The organism is Flavobacterium sp. HSC-32F16, assembly GCF_024171645.1.
GTDB lineage: Bacteria > Bacteroidota > Bacteroidia > Flavobacteriales > Flavobacteriaceae > Flavobacterium.
In genome coordinates this window covers 176,661-201,957 of record NZ_JALKAC010000006.1, presented here as the reverse complement: position 1 = coordinate 201,957, position 25,297 = coordinate 176,661, and the positions used below count along the sequence as shown (strand labels likewise).

The window sequence follows — 25,297 nt, the reverse complement described above, 5'->3', positions numbered from 1 at the left end:
CTTAGTTTAATTTCATTTTCTCTGCTTCAGATTTTCCTAACAGATTTATAATGTCTTTTTTTCTTTCTTCTGGAATTACTTTTAAAACCTTCAATTCTCCATTAAGGAGTTCGGCTTCAATTGTAGTATTTTGTTTGGCATGTAATTTAAAATGAACGTTCCATTCTTTTGGCCACGCTGGAAAAAGATAGATTTTTTCGCCTGCTTCCTGCAAAAGCATTTCCTGCATACCAATCATACCCGATCCGCCCCAATTATGATCTGGAACCCAGTCAAATCCCGGACCCCAAAAAGCTGGAAAGCGTCTTTCTGAATTCGCCATTTTTAGCGTATTATATTTTGCTGCTTCTTCGGTTAAACCCAAACGAGCCGAGAAAATATTATCCTGTTTCCATCCAATATGACTTCTGAATTTTAAAGCATCAGAATCGTATTTCCATGTATTTAAAGCTGTTTCTAAATCAGGTTTTCCAATGCCGTAAATTCCCCACGGATAAACGGGATACAATTGCGGGACTTCAGAATTATTAACTCTTTCCCAAGTTTTGGCAGGAAGTAAAACTTTATGATTTTCGATTTGTCCAAAATTCAAAGGCGGAATTCTAGTTTGAAATGCTTGTAAATATTCAACGTCTTCTTTTGACAATTGATTTCCTGAAAGGTTTAAAAGATTTTCTGTAATAATTTGTAAAGCTGAAATCGTGCTATTCGAATTATTGGTCATTTTATAAGTTTCAGCAGCTGAACCTGGAAAAAGAACTAATTTTCCGTTTCCATCCAATGCTTTTCTGCCTCTTTGTTTTGCTAAATATTGATAATGTTCATCAAAAAAACGAAGACAACTAATAATAAATTGATTGTATTTTTGAATATCTTCTCCCGCATATTCTTTGTGCTGCAACATCATTTGGCAGAATTCTAAAACCGTATCCCATTCGTATTCGAGCCAAGCATTATATTCCATTCCCGGATCGTAATCTGCGGGGCGTTTCCATTCGTATTCTGCTGGATTTGGGAGTCCGAAATTTTCTAATTGTTCTGTGAATGATGCACCGTTATGTTTCCAATAGACTTTACTACGCAATTCAGCATTTTTTTGCAAATCGAGATAAAAACTCAACTGTGATTTCATCATATCAAAATCACCACTTTTTACCATCGGAAAATAAACCAATCGCTGATTTTGAGCTGTCATCGTTCCTCCTCCCCAATTTCTGAAATCGGGTGTAAAATCTAAATCCTTATTCGTGTAAACGGGATCAACGGTAAAAAGTCCACCGTTGAATTTTGTTGGATATTTTCCGTACGCATTACATCCCAGCATATATCGAAACAACTGATAATTCTGTCCGATTTGATAAACCGAATCTTTCTCAATCGATTGATTTTTTTGAGTAAAAATAAAACTGCGGTTCCAGAAATCATTCCACCATTTTTGAGTGTTTTTTTCTGCTTTTTTTGAAGTATTTTTATTGGATAAAATAAAACTTTTTAATCCATTATCCCAAGTAGAAAAATCAGATTGACTGGTGTTTAAATAAATTTCTAATGAATGCTTTTTTGAAGGTTTTACACTTGATAAACTAAAACCTTTAAAATCGGTTGACTGATATTTTCCTAAGTAAGTTCCGTTTGGTTTTAAATTTTCGCCTTTCATAAATCCACCGAAAGTCAGATTAGCAATCGGGTTCATCATTTGATCTTTAACAGATTCCATCTTCTGCTGTTTAACCGCTACATCAAAAACAGTATTTTCTCTATTTTTATGATAAAATTTTATGCCGTTATTTTCAAAAGCAATTGAATCTCTAAAATTGACAAGATCTCCCTGAGGTGCCCACTTATAAGAATTGGCATTGTTTTCTTTTCCTTTTGAAATACGGTTTTGATGACGCCAGCTTTCATAAGACGCTGTCATTTTCAATAGATTTTTACTTTCTAAATCGACATGAATAATAGGTTTAAAAACATCGACCCAAAGTTTTATTTTAGTTTCATTCTGCCCAACTAAAATGTAACCGTCTTTCAGTTTTAATTCCTGATAAAAACCTTCTTTTTCTGCGAATGGATTTGGACTTAAAGTCACCTTCACACGTCCTAATTTCAATAAAGTATTATGTTCGTCGAAAGTTCCGCTTCGTGAAAAATAGAAATATAAATCACCTTTCTCTACCCAAACATTCATACCAATATCACCACCACCCAAAGGCATCGATTCTGATGAATTATTGCTTTGTGTTGTCCAGATTTGATTGTAATTATCGAGCGCAGGAATTTGCGCTTTAAGGCAAAGCGTGGTGAGGAGAAGTATTAATAGTATATTATTTTTCATCGTTTTCTTTCCTGCAAGGTTTTCAAAACCTTGTAGGTATCGTTTTTAAGTTTCAAATCAATCAACACCTACAAGGTTTTGAAAACCTTGCAGGAGCGACCGTGTATCACCACTCATCCGTTCTAAACGAAGAAACCGGCAAACCTCCTGCACTAAACAATTCCGCTTTGGCGAAATCTTTCCATAAATAGCGAACTGCAACTGGATTCTTTACTTTATCCGAAGTCAAAACCACCGATTTTCTTCTTACAACCGTTTTTGCTGGATAGAAAACTTTATCTGCTCCCGCTATTTCAAAACCTAAAACTTCTTTATCATAAGAGGTAATTCCGTTGGCAACATCATCAAACGAAACCGTTACAGCGCCATCTTTTATTTCCATCGATTTGTATTTCGGACTTTCGAATTCGAAACCTTCAATTCCGTACATTCTTGCCAAAGCCTGAAAAGCCAATCGGTTTCCTCCTTTTTCCTTCTCCATTGGGTGAATATTGTTTTCTTCTCCAACATCCATTAAAACTGCCATTGCTGAGTTTGGAATTTCCTTTGAAGCCTTAAACTGCGCTTCTCTTAAATAAGCCGAATTGTATTTTTCTAAATAATCTTTTGGATGAAATGAAGCATAATTAAACGGCGCAATCTGGGCATAGTAAAACGGAAAATCTCCCTGATTCCATAACGTTCTCCAACTGCTGACCATTTTCTTCATTAAAGCGGTATATTCATTTGCTCTTTCGTAATTCGATTCTCCCTGATACCAGATACAGCCTTTGATTCCGTAACCAATTACAGGCGAAAGCATTCCGTTAAATAAAGTTGTCGGAACACGATTGGGATCTTTTACCAATTCTTCTTTTGTAGTTGGAATTTTAGCGCTTGTAAAATCTTTTAGCATTTCTTTGTTCATCCACGCTTCCATGCTCGAACCTCCGTATGAAACATGAATCAAGCCAACAGGAACATTTAAAACTTCCTGTAAAAGCGATCCAAAATACCAAGCCGTAGCACTAAAATTTGAAGTCGATTTTGGAGAAGCTACTTCCCATTTTCCTTCAAAATCTTGCAATGGTTCTAAAACTGTCGCTCTTGGAATCGTAATTAAACGGATATTTTTATTGGTTGATCTTACAATGATTTCGTTTCCGTTTTTAACAGGCTGACCTTGAAATCCTTTCAACGGCATTTCCATATTCGACTGTCCAGAGCAAAGCCAAACTTCGCCCAACAAAACATTTTTGATGGTTACTTTTTCGTTTCCTTCTGAAACTTCAATTATATATGGTCCTCCAAAAGAAGAAGTCTGTAATTCTGATTTCCATTTTCCTGAAGCGTCTGCTTTTACCTTGTAGATTTTAGAATCCCAAGAAGTTTTGATTACAATGTTGGCGTTCTTTTCTGCCCAGCCCCAAATGGGTGCGTTTGATTTTTGCTGTAACATCATGTTATCAGTAAACAAAGCTGGTAATTTGATTTTTGCATTGATTTGAAAACTCACTAAAAATGCAATTATAATAACAAAAATGTGTTTAAAATTCTTCATTTTTTAATTCTTTAAATTCTCAAAAGATGTGTCGCTCCGCTGGAGCTAAACTGCTTTCGTACTATTATTTTCTATAAATATTTCGCTCTTCCAGAGCTCTTTCATCTTTCCTAATGATATAAATTTTGAAATAAATACATATCTTTAAATTCCTTTCAATAAATATTACGATCCCACTCAACAAGTCCCAGAGGGACGAAATATTTATAGAATAAACAACATCATTCTACAAAAGCTCCAGAGGAGCGATATATTTTTTCAATTGGATCAAAATTTAGTTAGAGACAATTATATAATTTCTCTTTGAAAAAAAATCCTCATAATCCTTTTAATCTGTGGCTAAAAAATCATTTTTCTTTCAAAATCATAATCGGTCCAAACAACCCCGCTCTCAACAACGGTTCGCCTTCCAAACGAAATGGCGCTGTTGTCCACGTTAATCTTTCTTCTTTTGGTAATTTTTGATCATCAATTAATCTATTTGCCCACGTATTTGTCACTTTAATTTCTATCGAATTTTTTCCTTTTTGTAAAGCTTTTGAAATATCTGTTTTGAAAGGGAAAGTCCAAAGCGTCCCACAATCTTTTCCGTTGATTTTGATTTCGGCGATATTGGCGATTTCACCTAAATCCAACCAAATTTTATTACTATCTTTTCCTTTCCAGATAAACTCTTTTTTGTAAATAACAGTTCCTGAATAATACTTAATTTGATCATTTTCAGAAGTGCTCCAGTCAAAAAGTTTGTTTGTTTTTACCACTTCTTTTGGACCTTTAAATGTTGAATCAAATTGTAATTCCCAATTTTCGTCTAAAGTTTGTACTTTTTCAAATTCAGAGGATTTTCCTTTTGCTAAAACTTCTTTTGTTTCATTTTTAAAAACAACAAACCCCGATTCGTTGGCCTCTAAAGTTATAGAAACAATTGTTCTTCCGTTTTTTATATTCCAATTGGCTAAAGCCGAAGTTTGATCTGTCACAGGATTATACCATTGCGGTACTTTTCCTGAAATTCTGAAAGAAGAATTAAATATTCTTTTTTCTCCTTTTTGATTGGAAATGAAATAAATATCTTCAGTATCCGATTTACGATGTGCCCACGCCAATGTTTCTGAATCAGCTCGGTTTAAATTTGGAAAATAAACATCTTGAGCAATTCCGATAGAAGTAAAATCATTTCCTAAATATGGCAGTTTTACAACCGTACCTTTTCCGATTTTCCATGAAGATGAGTTGGCGTTATGCCAGATTTCATCAATTATAATCTGCCATTTCTTTTGATCGGCTTCTGATTGAATTCCCGGCTGAATATTTGGTTTTTCATCCACAAAAATGGTTGCACCGTCTTTTAGCAACTGCAGGATTTTTTCGGCGGAAGCCAAAGATAAAATCTTATTCGGTGCCATTTTATGACTTCCTGGAAAGAATAAAGCACTGTATTCAATTCCACCATCAAAAGTTACTTTTCCATTTACCACTTTCGCTCTGTTGATTAAAACATCAGCATTGAAAGAATCATATTGATAACCATTTAACGGATTAATCCACTGTGATAAATCGGTGATATTTTTAGAATAAGTAACTTCTTTTGGCATTTTAGCCGTTGGCTGACCTTCATTTTCTAAACGGATTTTCTCGCTTTCGAGTCTTTCTTTTCCAAACACATTCGGAATAAATGGCACCAAACGATCCGGCGCAAAAGAACGGGAAGGAAAATCTTCGCCAATAAAAACCGCTAAATCAATTACAGGTTTCCCTTTTTGCAATTGAAACTGTACTCTTTGACAATAATCAAACCAAGCTTTTCCGGGTTTCCACCACGTTTGGTCTCTTTGGAAAAAAGTTCCGATATCATCTAAAGTCATTCCCGGTTTTCTGTCTGTCCATGGATTATGTACAAAAACGTGATAAAATAATCGGTTGATTCCTAAAGCGTAATTTCGGTCAGCTGTTGTTTTTAGATTTCCGGGATGTTCGTCCCAATCCATTCTCAGAGCCGTAAAAGATTCTGCCTGAATAATATCTTTTCCGTAAATATGTCCGCCCGAAATAGCATCGACCATATCAAAAGGTTTGTCGTGTGTGGGGCTTTTCAGCCAAAATTCGCCACCTGGATAATCGACATATTTATAATGCAGCAAAGCATCACTCATCATTGTCGGAGCGACATTTTCAGAACTTAACTTAACGTTATATTCTTTTGCAATTTGAGCGACAGTTCCGTAGAAATTATCAGCTACTAAATCGGCAATTGTTTTTCGAACATCATATAAAACTTTCTCTGAAAAATCAGCACTTTCTACGGGAATTCCCGCCATAACTGGAAGATAATCTACAAGATCGTAACCACGTCTCTTTTTAAATTCAGCCTGAAAAACCGAAGACCAATTTTGGCTTCCGCATTCCCAGCTGTCAAAATGCAGAATTTCCAGAACTTTTGAAGCCAATTCTGGACCAGCTGAACGAACTGCTTCTCCAAACCAATGATCCAATTGAAAACGAATTAATTCTGGATTAAATTTGTCAACTTCCAGTCCTTTTCCTGCTCCGCCTGTTGCATTTTCATGTCCTGTCGAAGTATGTCCAATTCGGATAATTTTCCATTTCCCTTTTGGCGCTTTCCAATTCAAGTTTCCATCAGCATCAACAAAATTCGAAATATTGATAATTTCTGATTTTTTGAATGCATCAGAATTTGGAATTTCTTTGTCGGTAGTCTGCGGAGTCAAACGCCAGATTGCGCTTGATTTTCCTTCGTAATTATTTATTAATGACTGATTTGAAAGTGTAATTTTACTCAATTTCAGATTCTGTTTCCATTTGGCAAAATCCAAATCTTCTGCTCCAGGTTCTGTTCCCTTTGGATCATAAACAAATCTGAAATATTTTGCTGTTACGGGCGTAATAGTATGTGTATTCGGGAAATCCATATCCTGCCAACCGTGACGTGGTGCGATCATTCTTTCGTGGAATCTGAAATTGATTCCGTCATCGCTCACTTCCACAATCAGACGCTGTGCTTGAAAATCTCTTCCTTTGGTTTCTATTACAATAGATTTGCAGGTAAAAGGCTGTGCAAATTCGTACTGAATCCAGCCTGCATCGGCAAACTTGAAGTTTTCGTCTTTTTTAGGATCAGCCAAAAAAGATGCATCTGTGTTGTTTGATGTCGTTACTTTTGGCACTTGTATCTGCGAAGTAATTTGATATTCTTTTATCGGAATCGCAAAAGTTGCAATGTCTTTATAATAATCTTTATAATGTTCTGGAACTGGCAATTTTAGCGCTATTTTCTTTCCTCCTAAAATTTCAGTTGTTGACCAAACTATTTTCTGCATTGACATTTCTGGAGTAATCCACGGACCTCCTGCAACGGCAAATCCGTCAGCCCCATGAAAAGCCAGTTTTAAGCCTAAACGATCTGCCTCTTTAAAAGCCCAATGAATCATATCCCAAAATTCAGGCGTCAACTGTAAAACCGGTGGATCTAGCAACGGTGGATTTGCTGGGCCTTTAATAGTCATTAAATAAGCACCTGCAATTCCGGCTTGTTTCATCGCTTCTAAATCGGCCGTGATTCCTGCTTTAGAATACGCCGATTTCATCCAATACCAATATACCCAAGGTCTTGAGGATTCTAATGTTGGCTGAAAAGATTCTTTTTTATGGATTTCCTGTGCCGAGACGATGCTCGCCAAAAGGAGTATAAAAAAGAGGTGTTTTTTTTGAAACATTATTCTTTGTTTTATTTCGTTTGTAAACCCAACAGGTTTTTGAAACCTGTCGGGTTTGATATATTATTTGTTATTATAAACATAGCCAATGGTTTCAACCATTGGGACGTAACGGGATTTCAACATACGTTTCCCGAGGTTGAAACCTCGGGCTATGTTTCATAATCTTTGTCGAATTTCTTGTGTGATTTCTCGTTCCTCGAAATGACAAACTGTACCTTAAACTTTTAGTTCTTAATTTTAAAATTATCAATTATCAATTATCAATTATCAATTATCAATTATCAATTATCAATTATCAATTATCTAATATTTAAACTTCTTCAAACTATTTTCCAATTCATTCTTCGATCCGTTGAAAGGCGTCAAATAAAAACTATATTGATAATCTCCTGACTTAATTTGATATTGTTCTAATGGCTGTGCAACAATGGTCCAACTATCATTTCCTCCTACTCCCATTTGAATTAAATCTATGTTTACTGTTAAAAATCCTGGATCTTTCAAATCGTATGTATGACTTGCAGAACTTAAATTTTCCTGTGTGTATGGCCATGCGCTCATGCTTAAAACTTTTGAATCGTTTACTACTAAAAATCCTTTGTTTTTCTGCGGAGTGCTCAGTGCCATCCATCTTACATCACATCTGTTTCCGTTTTCCTGCGGTTTTGGGTAATGTTCGATAAAGTCATTAATTGGAAGTGAATATTTCCCAACAAACGAACCAAAACTTCTATCACTGTAATTTTCTAATTCCCCTTTTCCGTACCATGAAATCTGATCGAATTTTCTTTGAACTCCCATCTGCATTCCGATTTTTGGAATGTTCGGTAATTTGTTTGATGCTTTTAAACTGTAATCTACTTTTATTAATCCGTTTGGTAAAATATTATAGATCACTTTTACGCTCGCACTATCTTTTATAACTTCGTAATCGCTTGTTATTTTAATTTCAGAAGCTGATTTATCAATTGAAATGTTAACCAATTTTGGTTTTGCTTTGTACCATTGTTTCAACAACTTTTGCGATTTCCATCCACGTTTATCGTTGTCGGTAAGTGGTCTTACGAAGTTTGGCAATAGCGGTGCAAAAACTTGTTCTTCTCCGTTAAAAATATAAGAACTCAAAGCTCCGTTTGTTTTTCCAATTGTAATATCAAAAGCTTTTCCTTTGATTTTGAAATCGGAATCGGATTCAGAAACGTTTAAAATTTCTTTTTTAAATTCTGGAGAAACGGCTTCTTTCTTTTTCAATATAAACTGATCTTCCGCGACAGCGTAACCTTTTGAAGCCCATAATTCATCCTTTGAAAGCTGGAATTCTATATTTAAAATATATTCAGCATCTGCTTTCATTTTTGGAAGATAAGAACTGATATCTAATGTTGTTGATTGTCCTGCTTCTACTTTAAATGGTTTTAAAATCTGAGTTTTGATTACGTTTCCGTTTTCCAACACTTTTAAAACGGGAATGTAACCCTCTAATGATTTAACCGATTGACGATTTTTGATTTCTAACTGATTTCCGTTTAAAGTCGAAACCGCTGGCTGATACACCCATTTATTCTCAAAAATAGAACCTTTTGGTTTTCCGTTAGAATCTACAATTCCTTTTGTATTGAAGTTTCCATCATGGTATTTTTCGCCAAAATCTCCTCCGTGAGCAAAATAATTCTGACCAGATCTGGAATCAAATTTTACTAATCCCTGATCTTTAAATTCCCAGATACAACCTCCAATCACTCTTGGAAGTGAGCGGAATTCATCCCATAATTCTTTTAGGTTTCCAACTGAATTCCCCATCGCATGAGAATATTCAACGAAAATGATTGGTCTTGTATCTTTCTTTTGATCGACTAAAAATTTCGGTGTGAAAACACCCGGATAAAAACGGCTGACCATATCAACATACGAATCATCTTGCGGATTTTCGAATCGATATGCATGATCGATTGTTTTTGGATATCTAGGATCAAGCGGATCGATGTATCCATCTAATTTTGCATTTCCCTGCGCTGGTTCGTAATGTACGGGACGTGTAATGTCGAAATCGTGAACCCAGCCCGACATTGCCGAATGATTTGGGCCTTTTCCGCCTTCGTTACCTAAACTCCACATGACAACCGATGGATGGTTTTTGTCTCTTTCAACCATTCGAATCATTCGTTCCATATAAGCATTTGTCCAAAGAGGATCGTTGCTTAATTTCCCGCCAATTCCGTGAGTTTCCTGATTCGCTTCGTCCATTACCATAATACCATATTGATCGCATAATTCGTAGAAATAAGGGTCGTTTGGATAATGGCTTGTACGTATAAAGTTGAAATTGAACTTTTTAATCGTAGTAATATCTTGTTTGATATCTTCTCTTGTGACCGCTTTTCCTCTTGTGGGATGATGGTCGTGACGGTTTACGCCATAAACGTAAGTTTCTTTTCCGTTGATGAGCATTTTTCCGTTTTCTTTGGAAAATTCAATTGAACGAAAACCAACTTTACAGCTTTTCGCTTCGGTAACATTGCCGTTTTTATCTTTTATCGAAATGACCATCGTATATAAATTCGGTTCTTCTGAACTCCATTTTTTTGGATTTTTAATGGTTTCCTGAAAGAATCCGAAACGTACATTATCCAAACGAGGATAACTTTCGTTGATTAAATCAATCACAGGTCTTTGAAGCGGTTCTTTGAACATTGCCGTATTATTGGCATCGTACAATTGAACATTCATCGTATAGTCTTTGATTTTTTCTCCTGTCAAATTTTCAACTTTCGGACGCAGTTTAAAAATTGCATCTGTGTATTGTTTGTCTAATTTCGTTTGAACAAAGAAATCCTGAATGCGCAGTTTTGGTTCCGCCATAATGAAAACTTCACGCTGGATGCCACTCATGCGCCAGTGATCCTGATCTTCTAAATAAGAACCATCTGTCCAACGGATTACACGAACAGAAACAATATTTTCTCCTGCTTTTAAATAAGGCGTAATATCAAATTCTGATGGCAGAAAGCTGTCTTCTCCATAACCTAAAAATTCTCCGTTTAACCAAACCTCAAAACCTGAACTTACGGCTCCGAAATGCAAAGTCACGGTCATCTCTTTCCAATTTTCTGGCACGGTAAAACTTCTTTGGTAAGAACCAACTCCGTTATAATCTTTAGGGATATAAGGCGGATTTATTGGTCGAAACGGGTAAACAGCACTTTTGTAAATTGGATTATCGTATCCTTTCATTTCCCAGTTGGAAGGCACTTCGATTTTATCCCAACCAGATACTTTGTTTTGATAAAAATCCTTTGAAGCTTCTTTTTGGTTTACAGCGTATTTAAAATCCCAATCGCCGTTTAACATCTGGATTCGGCTTTTGGTTCTGTCTCCTTTTAATGCATCTTCAACAGACGTATACGAATAAGCTGTTGCTCTCGAAGGTTGTCTGTTGATGCTTGTAACCGTTGGATCTTCCCACGGAGCGAATTCGTATTTTTTATGTAATTCTGGAATTCCCGCAGGTTCTCCCGTAACGGATTGAGCCTGAGTGTAAGTTGTTAGAAGTAAGATGACAAATGTGAATACCGATGTTGGTATCGAAAATCGAAACCTTGAAAAGTTATTATTTTGAATTGACTGAAACATTATTTTATTTTTAGTTTTTTTGTCATTTCGAGGAATGAGAAATCTTCGCGCGATATTCTACAAAGATTGGTAGCCATCCTGTGCGAAGCTACTTGTGGAGATTTCTCCTTCGTCGAAATGACAAACTGTGTCTTTATTTATTTTATGTAATTAAACCTGACAGGTTTTAAAAACCTGTCAGGTTTAAAACGTACTGTATCTTAATTCTTTGTACTTTGTACTTTGTACTTTGCTCTTAATTCTTCTTCTTTTTCTCCGGCGGTGCCACAAAATTCAATTTGCTTTTTCCTAGATCTTTAGAAGTTGCAATTGCAATTCCTCTCTGTTCTGCTTTGTTAACGGCGCAGTAAAAATGATAAACTACTCCGTCGTGCTTTACGACAAATGATTTATGTGCAAACATATCATCGTAAGATTCAGAGGATTTAACTAAATCGTCGCCTTTCCAGTCGGTCCAGTTTACTAAATCATTCGAAACGGCAAAACGGTTAAATGCACCTTGATTCCAACCCGTCCAAAAAGCTCCAAAATAGAACATCACCCAAGTATCATTAATACGCTGAATATAAGCATCACCCGAAATTCCTTTATGATGATTAATTAATGGTTTATCTCCATAACGCTTCCACTCTTTCATATCGTTTGATACTGCCATAGCAATACGTTCTGCACCTTTAGCAGGATTTATACTATCGCCACGGGCATTATAATACATGATAAAATTGTGTCCCGTAACTTTATCTTTATCACGAATCACACTGTTTTTGTACATCGTACTATTGTCCCACCATCTTGCATCTTTGTCTTTTGGAGTCAAAACAGGATTTTCTAATCTTTGAAATTCGTACGGTTTTGTTGGCGCTTCTTTGGTGTACGCCATTCCGATAGACAAAACACCTGCTTCGTAACCTTTACTGTCTCCGCCAAAATAGCTCATCCAGTATTTATCATCGTATTTTTCCCATTCGTAACTTCCGCCCCAAGTTGGATCTTGCAACGAAATATATCCTGCTTTTTGGTTGACATCCCAATGCTTTTCATTTTCTGAGAAAGACATTACTTTTCCCAGATATTTCCAATCTAAAAGATTTTCGCTTTCTGCAAGCCAAGTTTCATAACCTCTTCCGTCGTAAATTAAATACGTCATATACCATTTACCGTCTTTTCTAAATACACTCGGACAGTCCATTTTATATGAGTTGTCGGTAGGAACCATCACCAAACCGTATTTGTAAGGCGTTTTGATTTCTTCGTAAATCTCCTGCATTACGCTGTCGGTAATTTCTCTTTTCTTGTATTTAGTTGCACAACCTGTTATGACAAGTGCTGAAATGGTTAGAATTAGGTATTTAATTTTCATTTTTATGTTTTTTTGCCACGAAGGCGCTAAGGCTCTAAGTTTTTTTATTTTTTGTTTCACGCAGATTTTGCAGATTTTAGCTGATGGACGCAGATAAAAATCAATTAATAATCTGCTTAAATCTGCAAAATCTGCGTGAAATTATTTTTTCAATTCTTTTAATTTAGATTCCATCACGTCTTTGTTTAATTTTACTTTTACCATTCCTGTTGGATGAAATCTTTTCTTTAAATCGATTGCATTATAAACGATTGTGTACACATCATTTCCTTCGGGAATTAAACACAATGGTGTTCTCATAATATCCCACCATTTATCCACTTTAGTTTCGATTGGTAAATAATGTGCTTCTGCCCAATTAACACCATCTGCTGATAAGGAATACGCAATCATGTTGGGTAAATGATGTCCCCAACCGTCTGGCCCTCCGTCGAAAATAGCGATGTACATTCCGTTTGGTAACTGGCTAACTATTGGATTTTCAACAAACAGCGGATGCATGGTTTTAATGGGTTCCAAACCTTTGTTCATTCTTAACCAAGGCCCTTCTAAACTTTTAGATTCGGCCAAAGCCACAAACCATCCTTTTCCCGATTTCTTTGGATAATCTGCCCATGAATTAAACGGATAAGCGCCGCTATAAAAGCCGAAGTATTTATCGCCTACTTGGTATGGAAAAAACGAAGCAACCCCCTGACGTCCTTCCCAAGGCTGAGAATCTAATCCTGGTTCCATAATGATTCCCATATCTTTATATGGTCCGCCGATTCCATCGATTCCTTCAACTGTCGATTCACAACGCCAAATTCTTCCAAATGAATGATTTGGTTCTATTTCTTTGCTTACTGTATACGCCAAATAATAGCCGTACCATTTGTTTGCTTTTTCATTAAAAATCGGCATATACGACCAAATTGCAGCACGACGATCATTCATCGGGTTATCATCTTCGGTTAGGGCATAAGTTCCGCTTGCTTGGTATATTGTAGATTCTCTTTTCCAATGGATGGCATCTTTACTTGTCCAATGTCCAATTTTGGTTTTTACACGATCATAATAGTAATCAACGCCTTTTTCTCCTGCTCTTTCCGTTGGAAACATATGATAGGTATCACCGACTTTTACCACACGTCCGCCTTCAAAACCGCCTTGAATTCCCTCTGTTCCAGACATTCCTTCATCAATAACGGGTTTATTTTCTCCGCCTATGATTTCGAAAAGTGGTTTTTCATCTGAAAATCCTTCAACTATGAATGTCGGATTCCAAAGTTTTCCGTCTGGAAAATTGGCATTTCTATATTCTAGTTTTTCAGAAGCTTTTACAACTCCTAAAACGGCAAATAATCCTTTTCCGACGTTTATGGTTTGTGTTCCTTTTGAAAATGAAATTGCATAAACATTAACAGAAGGTAAACCTGTAATCGTTACTCCATTTTCTAAAACTAATTTTCCATTTTGAAGTTTATCAGCTTGAAGATATTCTGGATTATTTTCTTGAAAAATTCCAATTAAAACCTGAACTGGTTCTTTAAACTTTAACTGCAAAGGAGAATTAGTTCCGTTTTTATATTTATCTAAAGGAAGTTCAATTCCAGTCAAACCTTGCAATTCTGGGGCTAAACGAACAATATTGTGTTTGCTTCCTGAAAATACATGAGCGTATTGTGTGGTTTTGAAAGTTTTGTAATTGGATTTTACAATTTCAAATGATGCTGGTTTCCATGCGGTTTGTGCTGTGGCTTGAATGCAGACAATGAACAGCATTAAGAAAGCTGTTTTTAATTTGAAATTGTATTTTTTACTTTTTGAAAACATTGGTTTTTTATTTTTTATTGACTTTTTTGTCATTCCGACGGAGGAGGAATCACACTAGGAATTCCGCAACAATAGTCGACAATCTTTGTGGTTACGAGTGTGATTCCTCGTTCCTCGGAATGACAAACTAGACGTTTAAACTATACACTAATCACTAATCACTCATAACTCACAGAGCCTTATAACTCACTTTATACTCCACACTCGGTTTTACAATCAACTGATATTTATTCTTTGATAATTCCGTTATCGTTCCTGAATTTGTTTTGGGTTTGCTGGCACTTTCAAAAATCAATTTTCCTTCTCCCTCGCCTGCTTTTACTTTGATCTTTTTGGTACTGCAATACACTGTAACTTCTCCGTTTGGAGTTGGCACTTTTCCTTCTATCCATTTTAAGCCCCCAAGATTTGGTTTGATTTCATATTCCGAATAGCCAGGAGCAGTTGGTTTTACACCTAAATAATATTTTCCTAATAAATAAATCGGACTTGCTCCCCAAGCATGGCAAAGGCTTTTTCCATAAGGGCGACCATACATTGTTAAATGTTCTTTTCCTTTTTTGTTCGGATTGTATTCTTCCCAAAAAGATGTTGCGCCCTCATTCAGCATTCCGCCCCAATAATCTTTCATTTCTTTTAAAACGTAATCTTGCTCGCCCATCGCACACAATGCTTCCAATTCGTAAAAACGCATATATGGAGTTGTGATTTGAAGAACATCTTTATTAAGTAACACTTTGTTTTTTACACTTTGTTTTTGTTCTTCATTAAAATAATTGAAAAATATACCGAACATATTAGCGTATCTGGTTACAATATTTTGCATTTTACCGTCGATACGCTGGTGTTTCATCACGTTTTCTTTTTTATCCCAAAACACATCAAATAATTTCGTTTTTAAATCATCTCCTAATTTTTGATATTGTTTTTGGTCTTCAGTTTTGCCAGCAATTTCAGCACTTACGGCCATGGCTTCTAAACTTCTTGCTAAAAGCATTTGCTCAAAACTAACTTCGCCCGTTTTTGGAAGTCCGTCTGCCCAATCAATAAAAACCCAGTCTCCCTCTAAAGGTTCCAAGAATCCATTTTTGTTTCTTCTTTCTAAACAGAAATCCATCAGTGATTTCATTCTTGGATAAAAAGTTTTGATGAATTTTGTATCGCCCGTATGTAAGTAGTAATCGTAAACACCTACAAACCAATAGAGTGAATAATCCATTATTATATTTACGTGAGCCGTTACAGGATCTTTTCCACGAAGGGCTAAAAGTGTTCTTTCTACCGAAGCCGAATCAAAGAATAAATAATAATTCATTAAATAACTTTGATAAGCATCGCCAGACCAAACCCAGCGGTCACGTTTGATTCCGTCTATAAAAAATTCACGAGACGTTAAATGCATCGTGTAAGCCGACACATCCCAAATTTTATTCAATTGTTCATCCGAAGATTTGAATGCGCCACGATAATCTAATGGCAAATATTCATAAAGCATCGAAATTGAATCGTATTTTATTCCAGCATCTGCTTGCACCTGAACATAACGAAATGCTTTCGAGCCATCATGTGTATAAGTTTCAGATTGTTTTCCATCAAAAGATAAATGATCTAATGTTTCGCATTTGGTAGAATCCAAGGCTTCTTCACGAGATTCTCCATAATACAATGCTAGTTTGCCTTTTCCTTTTAAACCGTGAATTTTTATATAACCAAAAGTTTCTTTACCAAAATCTAACAATTGGCCAGATCCTATTTTTTCTGTTTTCTTTGAACTTAAAGGTTTTGTTGTTAATTTAAATCCTGAAGGTTTATTTTCTGGCGAATTAAAATTCCAAGAACCAACAGGAACCCAAGGTGTACCCGATTGTTGTGCTTTTCCAGTTTCATCAATCCAAAGTTTATCTTCGTTGGTTACTTTCCAAGAAGCATCAGATTTAACGTAATTACCAGTAATATAAATAGCTGGCAACACTTCTTGATTGTAAACTTTAAAGGAAATTTTATGTTTTCCAGCAGGAACTGTAATCGATTTTGGCTGTCCGTAAATTTGAACGCCATCTAAAAGTAATTGAAAAGGTCCTTCTGAATAGATTTTCACTTCGTCTGGTTGTGGAATATCTACTTCTGTCTGAAAAGTGACCAAGGCATAAGGGCTATAATATTGCCAAAGCGGTGGAAATACTGCCTCGCGTTCAGTGCGTCTTACCTGCATTTTATTGCTTAACCAAACTTCAAAATCTCCTGGATACCAGATCCATGTCGCTTCTTTTGGTTTTTCTTGTGCTAATACTAATGAACAAGAAAAAAGAGCAACAAAAAGAAGTAAAATTTTAAAAATGGAAAAGCGGTTTAGCATAGTAAGTTTATTTTGGGACTAAAGATAAGTGTTATCTTTACATTTCACAACCTGCACTATCCTGTTATTTCATAAAAAATAATACTTTTTGATAATTTTTTAAGGTAAAAATTATGAGTTATCACTTTTTTAGTATTAAAAAAAATGATGTTATAATTTTATGAGACACGGATGAAACGGATTCTAATTATTTTAGTGTTTTTTGTCATTTCGACGAAGGAGAAATCTCCACAAAAGGCTCGACAAAGATTGAACATTCGTTGCGGAGTTACTTGCGAAGATTTCTCCTTCGTCGAAATGACAACGATTGTGTTTATTTTTGTGTAAATTATAATCTAAGCAATCATCCTCTCAGATTCATTTTCATCTTCTAAAATATAATTAGAAGGCGTTTTGCCCAAATGCTTCTTAAACATATAAATAAAGGCACTTGTAGTCTCGTAACCTAAATTAAAGGCAATTTCTTTGATAGATTGTTTTTCACCTAAACGTTTTATGGCTTCTAACAATTTTAAACGTGTGCGCCAATCGCTGAAATTCATTCCCAATTCTTTAATAAACAATCGGGACAAAGTTCTGGTGCTCATAAAAGAAAGTTCGGCGTAGTACTCTATGGTGTTTTTACTGGCAACATCATTCATTAAAAGTTCAACCACTTTTTGAAGTCTTTCGTGATTGGTTGTTGGGAGAAAAGTTGCACTTGGCTCAATTAAAGCTAATTCGTCTAAAAAAACGTCACTAATTCTTTTTTGCGATGGCGTAAGATTTCCTTCTATTCCAAAAGAAATGATTTTAAAAACCAACTGTTTTAAAAACATTGGAATATCAAAGGAAAAACTATTAGTTGGCAATCCTTCCATTGCAGACGGATCGATAAAAACGCTGTAATAATTAACGTCTTTCTGAAAAGTAACCTGATGTTCCACTCCGCCAGGAAGCCACAAACCTTGCAACGGATTCACAACCCAAATATGATTGCCTACCACAACGTTCATTACGCCACGAGTTGCGTAGATTAGCTGACCTCTTGGATGCGAATGCGAAATACACATTTCATTGGTTACCATTTCGGTATAACCAATAACTGGGATTGAGGAATCTATTTGGTATCCAAAATCCGTGGCCATTCTATATGTCCGATATTGACTATTCATTGTCCAAATATAGCAATTCTGACATTAGTATTCTTTTAATCTTTGCAAAAAATAATACAGCTGTTGTTTTTTAATCTAATTTAAAAATCAAAAAATATCTCATGGACACTATCAAAGCAAATCCTGACATAGTTAAAAAAACCACTTATTCGATCTTATTCATCATCAGTTTTTCTCATTTAATTAATGATCTTTTACAGGCCGTTATACCTTCAGTTTATCCATTAATTAAAGAAAATTTTAATCTTAGTTTTACCCAAATTGGTATTATTACTTTAACCTATCAAATGGTAGCGTCTATTTTACAGCCGTTTGTGGGAATGTATACCGATAAAAATTCAAAACCGTATTCGCTGATTGTTGGAATGTGTTTTACAATGGTTGGACTTTTTCTGGTTTCGATTTCCTCAAGCTTTGTTTACTTATTATTATCAGTAAGTTTAATCGGAATTGGATCTTCAATTTTCCATCCTGAATCTTCGCGTGTGGCGCATTTGGCTTCGGGCGGAAAAAGAGGTTTGGCACAATCTATTTTTCAATTGGGAGGAAATGCCGGAAGTGCAATCGGACCTTTATTAGCTGCTTTTATTGTTATTCCGCACGGACAATCTTATATCGCTTGGTTTTGTATTATCGCTTTGGTTGGTGTTTTTGCTTTGTATAAAATTGCGATTTGGTACACTGCACATTTATCGGAAAGAAATGCGAATAAAGCTTCTCACCAAATCGAAACACATCATTTGTCTAAAAACCGAGTAATTGCTTCGTTGATTATTTTATTGGTTCTGATTTTCTCTAAGTATTTCTACATGAGTAGCATTACGAGTTATTATACTTTCTTCCTTATCGATAAATTCCACATCACGATTCAGCAGTCACAAGTATATTTATTCTTGTTTTCGGGTGCTGTTGCTGCAGGAACTTTGATTGGAGGACCAATTGGAGATCGATACGGCAGAAAATATGTAATCTGGGTTTCTATTTTAGGAGTAGCTCCGTTTACTTTAATGTTGCCTTACGTTTCTTTATTCTGGGTTGGAACTTTATCTGTAATTATCGGATTGATTCTTTCTTCGGCATTCTCAGCAATTTTGGTTTATGCTACAGAATTATTGCCCGGAAAAGTCGGACTTGTTGCGGGTCTTTTCTTCGGATTTGCTTTCGGAATGGGCGGTTTAGGTTCTGCTATTTTAGGAAAAATTGCCGATGCTACAAGTATTGAATATGTATTTAAGATTTGTGCGTTTCTGCCTTTGATTGGGGTAATTACTGGTTTTTTGCCTAATTTAGAAAAGAAAAAGAAGGTTGAGTAATTTTTTTTTATGCCACAAAGTCGCTAAGGCGCAAAGTTTTTATTTTTAATATAAGATTTTAATTGCGTCCCGATAAATCGGGATGAGAAAAAATATAAAGCTCAAAAGGCTTTAGCCAAAATATCTACAATTTGGCTAAAGCCTTTTTCTATTCTTTTTACATAGACCTCCAGTTAAAACTGGAGGCAACTTATAAAATAGCTTCGCCTTATTATTTATAATCTTTTTCAAAACATAGCCCGTGGTTTCAACCACGGGAAACGTATTTTGCTAAACGGAATGTTATATATTGCGTCCCCGTGGTTGAAACCACTGGTTATGTTTTAATAGATGATTTTTATTTCGCTTCAATTTCATTATTGGTTGTAATAATAATTTTATTTTGTTGATGTTCAATCGTTACGAAATTCCCGTAATTAAAACCAATTTTCTGAAGCCATTTTCCGCAAAGACGTATTTCTGGAAATATCACATAACGATTATATGATCTTGCGATATGCTTTGGTTGTATTTTTAATCGTCTTTTCGCTGATTGTTTCATTTTATTTTTATTTCATTGAAACAAAAATAGTAAAAATTATACTACAAATAATATTTTTTAGACACTAAATTATTGTTTTAGGGCAATTTTGAGTATTTGAAGTATTCTTTTTATTATATTTAAATTATAAGATATTTGCATGAAATGTCAATAAATCAACATTGTGTCGAAACTTAAGTTAAATAGAATAAAAGTTGTTTTGGTTGAAAACAATCGAACTAGTAAGGAATTAGCCAATCATTTAGGCAAAACTGTATCAACTGTTTCTCGTTGGTGTACAAATGAAGCTCAGCCTTCTATTGAAACGCTTTATGAGGTTGCTAAATATTTGAAGGTTGATATTCGGGAGTTGCTGGTGTCGACTGTGAAGTGATTAAAGGTTAGATGTATAAAAAAGAATAAAAATAACTAATAATATCCATATGAATATTATGCGTTATTTTACACCTTAATTAACTTCTCTACAATTTTATATACATGTGAACCTAATGATGTGGGAAAGTCTTCATTTTTTGCATTTAATCTTTTAGCTTGGTCAATAGCAATTTTCAAATGAGGAATAAATAATTCAGGTTTAGGATTACTTTTATTATAAGAGCCTAAAATTTCGGTTAGCTTAACATCAAGATAGTTTTTCTTTGAAGTTATCTTGGCATTTCTTAAAATTAATTCTAGTTCCTCTTCTTTGTAATCAGAAACATTTTTAATGTGTAATAACAACCAAAGTTCGAAACAAGGGTTGCTTACAGCAACAAACATATTGTCTAATTTCTTGCACTCTTCAATGATTTCAGGAATATTTTTCCATCTATCAGTATCAATAACCATCCATAATTCGTCATGTTCATTAAAGTTATATTCATCTTTAGCCTCCTTTTTTAATTTCTTAAAAACATGATTAGGAGCACTGTTTGTATCACTTTTTGGTCTTTTAAGCAAATGCAAATAAATTAAGTCATCATTAAATTTTTTAGAATCTTTAAATTCTTCAAAATATATTTGCTCTGTATCATTTCCCTCAAAAGCTAAAACTATAATTTTTTCTTTATCTGCAAATCCACTATCTCGAAATAACTCTTCTCTTTCTCTAGGCATAATTACAAATCACTTTTATTTAATATTGTAAGTCTGCTTCTATTTCCAATACGAGGAATAGCCTTAAATCTACCTAACAAATAATCTTTTCTAATTTCTTTATCAAATCTAATATTATAATCTTCAAGAGAATGCAATTTACTTGAACCAAAATTATCTTTTACCACAAACCAAACTTCATCCTTTCTTAACAACTTTTGAGTTAATAAAGAAGATTCATGGCTTGCTAAAATTAATTGACTATTAACATTAACAGCTTTTGATATAAATAAATCTATTAAATCATATATTAAATTTGGATGTAAACTTCTTTCCATTTCATCAATAATGAAAACATTATCTCCCTTTAATAAATCCATCATCAATGGGATAAAATCCATAATTCTATTAGTACCATCTGACTCGTCGCTTGTATCAAATTTTTCTAATTCTTTTTTTCCTTTCACTAGATGTTTAGTCATGAATTTTTCATAAACTAAATCATTGTCTTTAACTGAGAGAAAATAAGTTGTATTTTGAATTGATAAAATAGATGCTCGAAGATTTTCTGATTTTTTACTTAAAAGATCTTCTTTTATTTTATTTAAAATTGACTTAGGGACATCAACACTTTCAAAATCAACCTTTTCCAAACAAACACCATTTATACCTGTATCAAAATATTCTAAGAATTGCTCAAAAGTTGTAAGCAGTTCTTCATCTTGTTTTAATTCAAATTTAAGACCTTCATTATATTTATCTTCAGGAAATATGACTTTTAACGAATTTTGAAACCAATCAATAACGTTTAATAAATCATCTATTTGTGAAACATTTTCTTTCACTTTTCTAGTTCTTATTTCATTCAAAAAAAGTTGATTATTAGGTGTTCCTTTTGCAATGAATCTCAAGAATTGTTGTTCTTCCTGAGATTTTATTTTTTTTGTTATATTATCTAGGTCAAATATCTCTTTATCTTCAATATTTCTTTCAAAAATTTTATTATCGTTTTTGATAGTTATTTCATATAACCATTCTTCTTTAATAATATCAGAATTAAATGTAAATCCGTAAGCATAATTTTTGCCTTTATGTTGTAGTTCGTATTCAATTCTTGAATATTTATTTGCTGCTTGCAAATCTAATCTGAAATTTTGATAATCAATTTTAGTTTCCGATTTTGTTCCTTTTAGAACTAATTTTTGACCAAAATCAATTGCCTTTATTAAATTCGATTTACCTGATGCATTTGCACCAAATATAACAGAAGTTTTTAATAGTGATACTCCCCTAATTTTCTTAGTTTTATGTTCACTTTTCAAAGTTCCTTTACCTGGTATTAATGAAAAAACCTGTCGGTCACTAAATGACAAAAAATTCTCAACTGAAAACCTAATTAACATAATATATAATTTTACAAATACAAATGTAGTGATTTTTTCACATCTTAGATTATTAATATCTTTTACAGATTATCTTTTAGTACGTTTAAAGTTTTAATTATATCGTTTTTATGTATGCAAAAAATTAAAATTCAAAAATCCGTATATTAATATCTGTTTAAGAAAACTTATAAATATTTAAATTTAAAAATCATTACAAAAAAAACGCTTTCATTTAAAAAAAGTGTTTTAATAAATGACATTAAATATTTATATTAATTCCCATTAAAAACCAAATACAAAACCAAAATCGTCAACCCCAACAAACCAAATAAAAGCTTCACCTTTTTACTCGTTTTAGGAATATCCGTTTCATCTGAAATATTTACCTCAGGATTTTTATCGGTTAAAGAAATAATCACTGCTGTAATTAAAAGCACAGCAAAAATGTAAAACGAAATCAATAAAAAGTGAGGCCAAGCTGGATATTTATCGGCAGGGAAAATCCATAGATATAAAACCCCAACAAACAAACTAAAAGCAGAACCCCAGGAAAGCGTTGCATTTACAGCTTTTTTCGTAGTGCGCTTCCAGAAAACACTCAAAAGGAAAACAACAGATAACGAAGGCGCCAGGAAACCTAAAACCGCCTGAAAAATGTTGAATAAATTCTGTCCTTTGATATTGTCAATCGCAACAGCAATCAGAATCGCAAAAACACATCCGGCAGCAATAGTCAAACGACCAATTTTAATTTGATCCTGAATTGTCGCCGTCGGGTTGATTTTCTTTACATAAATATCATTCGTAAAAACGGTGCTTAAAGCATTTAACGAAGAACCAATTGTTCCCACCAAAACCGCGATCATCACACAGATTACCAAACCGTTCATTCCGCTTGGGAACAGATTCGTAACCATAGTCATATAAGCTAAGTCTGAATTGCTTCCTAATTCTGGATATAACGCATAACACAAAATTCCGGGAAGAATAAACAATGGCAAAGCCATAACTTTTAACCAACCAATGAAGTTTACCCCCAATTGTCCCTGCTCCAAGTTTTTCGCTCCCAAAACACTCTGCACCATCGATTGATCGGTACAGAAAAAAGCAACTGCAGCAACAGGATATCCTAACAAAATAGCCGGCCACGGATAATGCGCATCATCTGAAGGGCGGACTAAGTTCCAAAAGTTTGAAGGTGTTTTGGCAATTAAAACATCGATTCCGCCCAATTTTTGTAAACCTAAAAAGGAAAGCGTCAACGAAACTACAATTAACAGAATCATTTGAAAAACATTCACTTTTGCAATTGCTTTTAATCCTCCTGCAAACGTAAAAATTCCAGAGAAAATCACTAAAACCGTAACACTCTGCCACATAGGAATTCCCAAAATCTGACGTACTAAAACGCCTCCGCTGAATAATCCCAAAGACAACCAGCTTACTAATATTTTTACTAAAGCATACCAAGCCAAAATATTCTGAGTGCTGTCGCCGTAGCGTTTTCCCATATATTCAGGCATCGTACTTACTTTACTAGCAATATATCTTGGCGCAAAAACCATTGCCAAAAGCAATAAAAATACAAAAGCGTACCATTCGAAATTTCCCGCTACAATTCCCGTAGCGTAACCAATACTCGCAAAAGCCAATAATGACGAAGGTCCAACATTTGTTCCCCACATATTAAACCCTATGCTGTACCAGTTTAAGGAGTTTCCGGCCAAAAAAAGCGTTTCGTTTTTCTTTCTCTGTTTCATACTTACCACATATCCAATGACTAACAAAGCCACTAAATAACCCGCAACAATTACAAAATCGAGCGTGGTTAATTTATCGTAGATACTGTTCATAATCCGTATTCGTTAAGAATATCGGCAATTTTAACCGGCATTCCAGTTTGCAAAGATTTATCCATTGCTTGTAACAAAGCTACAGTTCCAATTCCTTCTTCCATGTTTGGATACGCTTCAAAACCTTGCTCAATACTATCTGTAAAATATTCTAAATAATTTTGATATTCCCCGCCATGATGACTTTGTCCTTCAAAACGGAAATAATATTTTATTGTACTGTCGCCCCAAGTAATCACTTTTTCTTCACCCGTTTTGTCTGTAACAGCATAACGCAATTCATGATAATCGGCTTGACTTGCTCCTTCTGTTGCTCTTAAAATTGTGCTCATTCCGCTGTCACGTTGCGCAGGCTGAGTCGGCGAAGTATACACACCGCTTACACGTGCAATTCTTCCATCGGTTGCTTTAAAGATAAAATGCATCGTATCTTCATTTTTTAATCCTGCATTTTGTCCGTTACTGCTGATCATTCCGTAACCCATTACTTCCTGAATATTTGGCAAATACCATCTGATAAAATCTACAGGGTGACTCAAACCTCCGTATAGCCATTTAAAAGATTGCAAAAGCGACCATTCTTTCTTTAAAAACCATCTGTGATCGGCATGGTATTGGGCTTCAATTGTAATTAAATCACCAATTAAACCTGCTTCGTAATCTGCTCTTTGCCTTTTGGCTGGTTCGAAGAAACGGGAACTTTGCCCAATAAAAACTTTCTTTCCAGTTGATTTGCTTAATTCTAGCAATTCTTTAGCATCCGAAAGATCATCGATAAAAGGTTTGGTGCAAACTACATGTTTTCCGTGAAGTAAAGCTTGTTTTACATGTTGTGCGTGTAAATGATCAGGTGTGTAAATCGCTATAATATCGATAGATGAATCGTTTAACAAATCTTCGTAATTGGTGGTGTACGAATGAAAATCGAATTCTTTTGCTCGCTGTTTACACAATTCTTCGTTTCGGTCGCATATTTTAACGAGTTCTAGTTTTGAACTTTCTATAGCAGCCGACATTGTGCTTCGTCCTTCTCCAAGTCCTAGAATGGCTATTTTTAACATTGGTGTGGTTATTTTAGATTGATTTTAGATTTTAGATTTTTTTTCTTGCCACAGATTAAAAGGATTTTCACAGATTAGAAAAAATCTCTTTAATCCTTTTAATCTGTGGCTAAATATTTCTCAACGTAAACCCGACAGGTTTTAAA

15 protein-coding genes are annotated in these 25,297 nt (G+C 34.6%); 2 read left to right on the top strand and 13 right to left on the bottom strand.

From position 1 onward, the window contains the following. Window position 1: 1 nt before the first annotated feature. From L1276_RS17365 to L1276_RS17330, 8 genes are all read right to left on the bottom strand, one after another. The gene (locus L1276_RS17365; RefSeq protein WP_253789981.1) at window positions 2-2,332 is read right to left on the bottom strand and encodes a DUF5703 domain-containing protein; all 2,331 of its coding nucleotides are present in this window, start codon (window positions 2,330-2,332) and stop codon (window positions 2-4) included. Between the two features lie 106 nt (window positions 2,333-2,438). After that, window positions 2,439-3,872 carry a sialate O-acetylesterase gene (locus tag L1276_RS17360; RefSeq protein WP_253789980.1) on the bottom strand — a complete coding sequence of 478 codons (1,434 nt, stop codon included), beginning with the start codon at window positions 3,870-3,872 and terminating at the stop codon, window positions 2,439-2,441. A gap of 347 nt (window positions 3,873-4,219) precedes the next feature. Further along, entirely contained in the window at window positions 4,220-7,606 is a 3,387-nt protein-coding gene (locus L1276_RS17355) for a glycosyl hydrolase (protein ID WP_253789978.1), read from the bottom strand. Window positions 7,607-7,912: 306 nt separating this feature from the next. Beyond that, a complete protein-coding gene (locus tag L1276_RS17350) occupies window positions 7,913-11,239 on the bottom strand; it encodes a glycoside hydrolase family 2 TIM barrel-domain containing protein (RefSeq protein WP_253789977.1) in 3,327 nt (1,108 codons plus the stop codon). Between the two features lie 235 nt (window positions 11,240-11,474). Next, the gene (locus L1276_RS17345; RefSeq protein ID WP_253789975.1) at window positions 11,475-12,599 is read right to left on the bottom strand and encodes a glycosylase; all 1,125 of its coding nucleotides are present in this window, start codon (window positions 12,597-12,599) and stop codon (window positions 11,475-11,477) included. 141 nt (window positions 12,600-12,740) lie between these two features. After that, on the bottom strand, window positions 12,741-14,414 hold the full coding sequence (locus tag L1276_RS17340; protein WP_253789973.1) for a hypothetical protein: 1,674 nt from the start codon (window positions 14,412-14,414) through the stop codon (window positions 12,741-12,743). Window positions 14,415-14,583: 169 nt separating this feature from the next. After that, a complete protein-coding gene (locus tag L1276_RS17335) occupies window positions 14,584-16,770 on the bottom strand; it encodes an alpha-L-rhamnosidase C-terminal domain-containing protein (RefSeq protein ID WP_253789971.1) in 2,187 nt (728 codons plus the stop codon). Between the two features lie 335 nt (window positions 16,771-17,105). Further along, window positions 17,106-17,897, bottom strand: a complete 792-nt coding sequence (locus tag L1276_RS17330) for a helix-turn-helix domain-containing protein (RefSeq protein ID WP_253789969.1) — start codon at window positions 17,895-17,897, stop codon at window positions 17,106-17,108. A gap of 128 nt (window positions 17,898-18,025) precedes the next feature. Between L1276_RS17330 and L1276_RS17325 the strand changes: the two genes are divergently transcribed. Continuing rightward, on the top strand, window positions 18,026-19,237 hold the full coding sequence (locus tag L1276_RS17325) for an MFS transporter (RefSeq protein ID WP_253789966.1): 1,212 nt from the start codon (window positions 18,026-18,028) through the stop codon (window positions 19,235-19,237). Window positions 19,238-19,574: 337 nt separating this feature from the next. Here L1276_RS17325 and L1276_RS17320 read toward each other — a convergent pair whose 3' ends face one another. Beyond that, complete coding sequence (locus L1276_RS17320) at window positions 19,575-19,778, bottom strand: SymE family type I addiction module toxin (RefSeq protein ID WP_253789964.1); 204 nt, start codon at window positions 19,776-19,778, stop codon at window positions 19,575-19,577. Between the two features lie 163 nt (window positions 19,779-19,941). Between L1276_RS17320 and L1276_RS17315 the strand changes: the two genes are divergently transcribed. After that, entirely contained in the window at window positions 19,942-20,151 is a 210-nt protein-coding gene (locus L1276_RS17315) for a helix-turn-helix domain-containing protein (RefSeq protein ID WP_253789962.1), read from the top strand. 68 nt (window positions 20,152-20,219) lie between these two features. Here L1276_RS17315 and L1276_RS17310 read toward each other — a convergent pair whose 3' ends face one another. The 4 genes from L1276_RS17310 to L1276_RS17295 all read right to left on the bottom strand — a co-directional run bounded on the left by L1276_RS17310 (window position 20,220) and on the right by L1276_RS17295 (window position 25,151). Continuing rightward, on the bottom strand, window positions 20,220-20,873 hold the full coding sequence (locus tag L1276_RS17310; protein WP_253789960.1) for an RloB family protein: 654 nt from the start codon (window positions 20,871-20,873) through the stop codon (window positions 20,220-20,222). Window positions 20,874-20,875: 2 nt separating this feature from the next. Next, the gene (locus L1276_RS17305; RefSeq protein ID WP_253789958.1) at window positions 20,876-22,255 is read right to left on the bottom strand and encodes an ATP/GTP-binding protein; all 1,380 of its coding nucleotides are present in this window, start codon (window positions 22,253-22,255) and stop codon (window positions 20,876-20,878) included. Window positions 22,256-22,509: 254 nt separating this feature from the next. Then, on the bottom strand, window positions 22,510-24,090 hold the full coding sequence (locus tag L1276_RS17300) for a sodium:solute symporter (RefSeq protein WP_253789956.1): 1,581 nt from the start codon (window positions 24,088-24,090) through the stop codon (window positions 22,510-22,512). Beyond that, window positions 24,087-25,151: a Gfo/Idh/MocA family protein gene (locus L1276_RS17295; protein ID WP_253789954.1), complete on the bottom strand. Its 1,065-nt coding sequence runs from the start codon at window positions 25,149-25,151 to the stop codon at window positions 24,087-24,089. The genes L1276_RS17300 and L1276_RS17295 overlap by 4 nt, the downstream gene beginning before the upstream one ends. Window positions 25,152-25,297 lie beyond the last annotated feature (146 nt).

Excerpts from the sequence above, each read along its gene's own strand:
- L1276_RS17365 (WP_253789981.1), bottom strand. The coding sequence starts at position 2,332 with ATGAAAAATAATATACTATTAATACTTCTCCTCACCACGCTTTGCCTT.
- L1276_RS17360 (WP_253789980.1), bottom strand. The coding sequence starts at position 3,872 with ATGAAGAATTTTAAACACATTTTTGTTATTATAATTGCATTTTTAGTG.
- L1276_RS17355 (WP_253789978.1), bottom strand. The coding sequence starts at position 7,606 with ATGTTTCAAAAAAAACACCTCTTTTTTATACTCCTTTTGGCGAGCATC.
- L1276_RS17350 (WP_253789977.1), bottom strand. The coding sequence starts at position 11,239 with ATGTTTCAGTCAATTCAAAATAATAACTTTTCAAGGTTTCGATTTTCG.
- L1276_RS17345 (WP_253789975.1), bottom strand. The coding sequence starts at position 12,599 with ATGAAAATTAAATACCTAATTCTAACCATTTCAGCACTTGTCATAACA.
- L1276_RS17340 (WP_253789973.1), bottom strand. The coding sequence starts at position 14,414 with ATGTTTTCAAAAAGTAAAAAATACAATTTCAAATTAAAAACAGCTTTC.
- L1276_RS17335 (WP_253789971.1), bottom strand. The coding sequence starts at position 16,770 with ATGCTAAACCGCTTTTCCATTTTTAAAATTTTACTTCTTTTTGTTGCT.
- L1276_RS17330 (WP_253789969.1), bottom strand. The coding sequence starts at position 17,897 with ATGGCCACGGATTTTGGATACCAAATAGATTCCTCAATCCCAGTTATT.
- L1276_RS17325 (WP_253789966.1), top strand. The coding sequence starts at position 18,026 with ATGGACACTATCAAAGCAAATCCTGACATAGTTAAAAAAACCACTTAT.
- L1276_RS17320 (WP_253789964.1), bottom strand. The coding sequence starts at position 19,778 with ATGAAACAATCAGCGAAAAGACGATTAAAAATACAACCAAAGCATATC.
- L1276_RS17310 (WP_253789960.1), bottom strand. The coding sequence starts at position 20,873 with ATGCCTAGAGAAAGAGAAGAGTTATTTCGAGATAGTGGATTTGCAGAT.
- L1276_RS17305 (WP_253789958.1), bottom strand. The coding sequence starts at position 22,255 with ATGTTAATTAGGTTTTCAGTTGAGAATTTTTTGTCATTTAGTGACCGA.
- L1276_RS17300 (WP_253789956.1), bottom strand. The coding sequence starts at position 24,090 with ATGAACAGTATCTACGATAAATTAACCACGCTCGATTTTGTAATTGTT.
- L1276_RS17295 (WP_253789954.1), bottom strand. The coding sequence starts at position 25,151 with ATGTTAAAAATAGCCATTCTAGGACTTGGAGAAGGACGAAGCACAATG.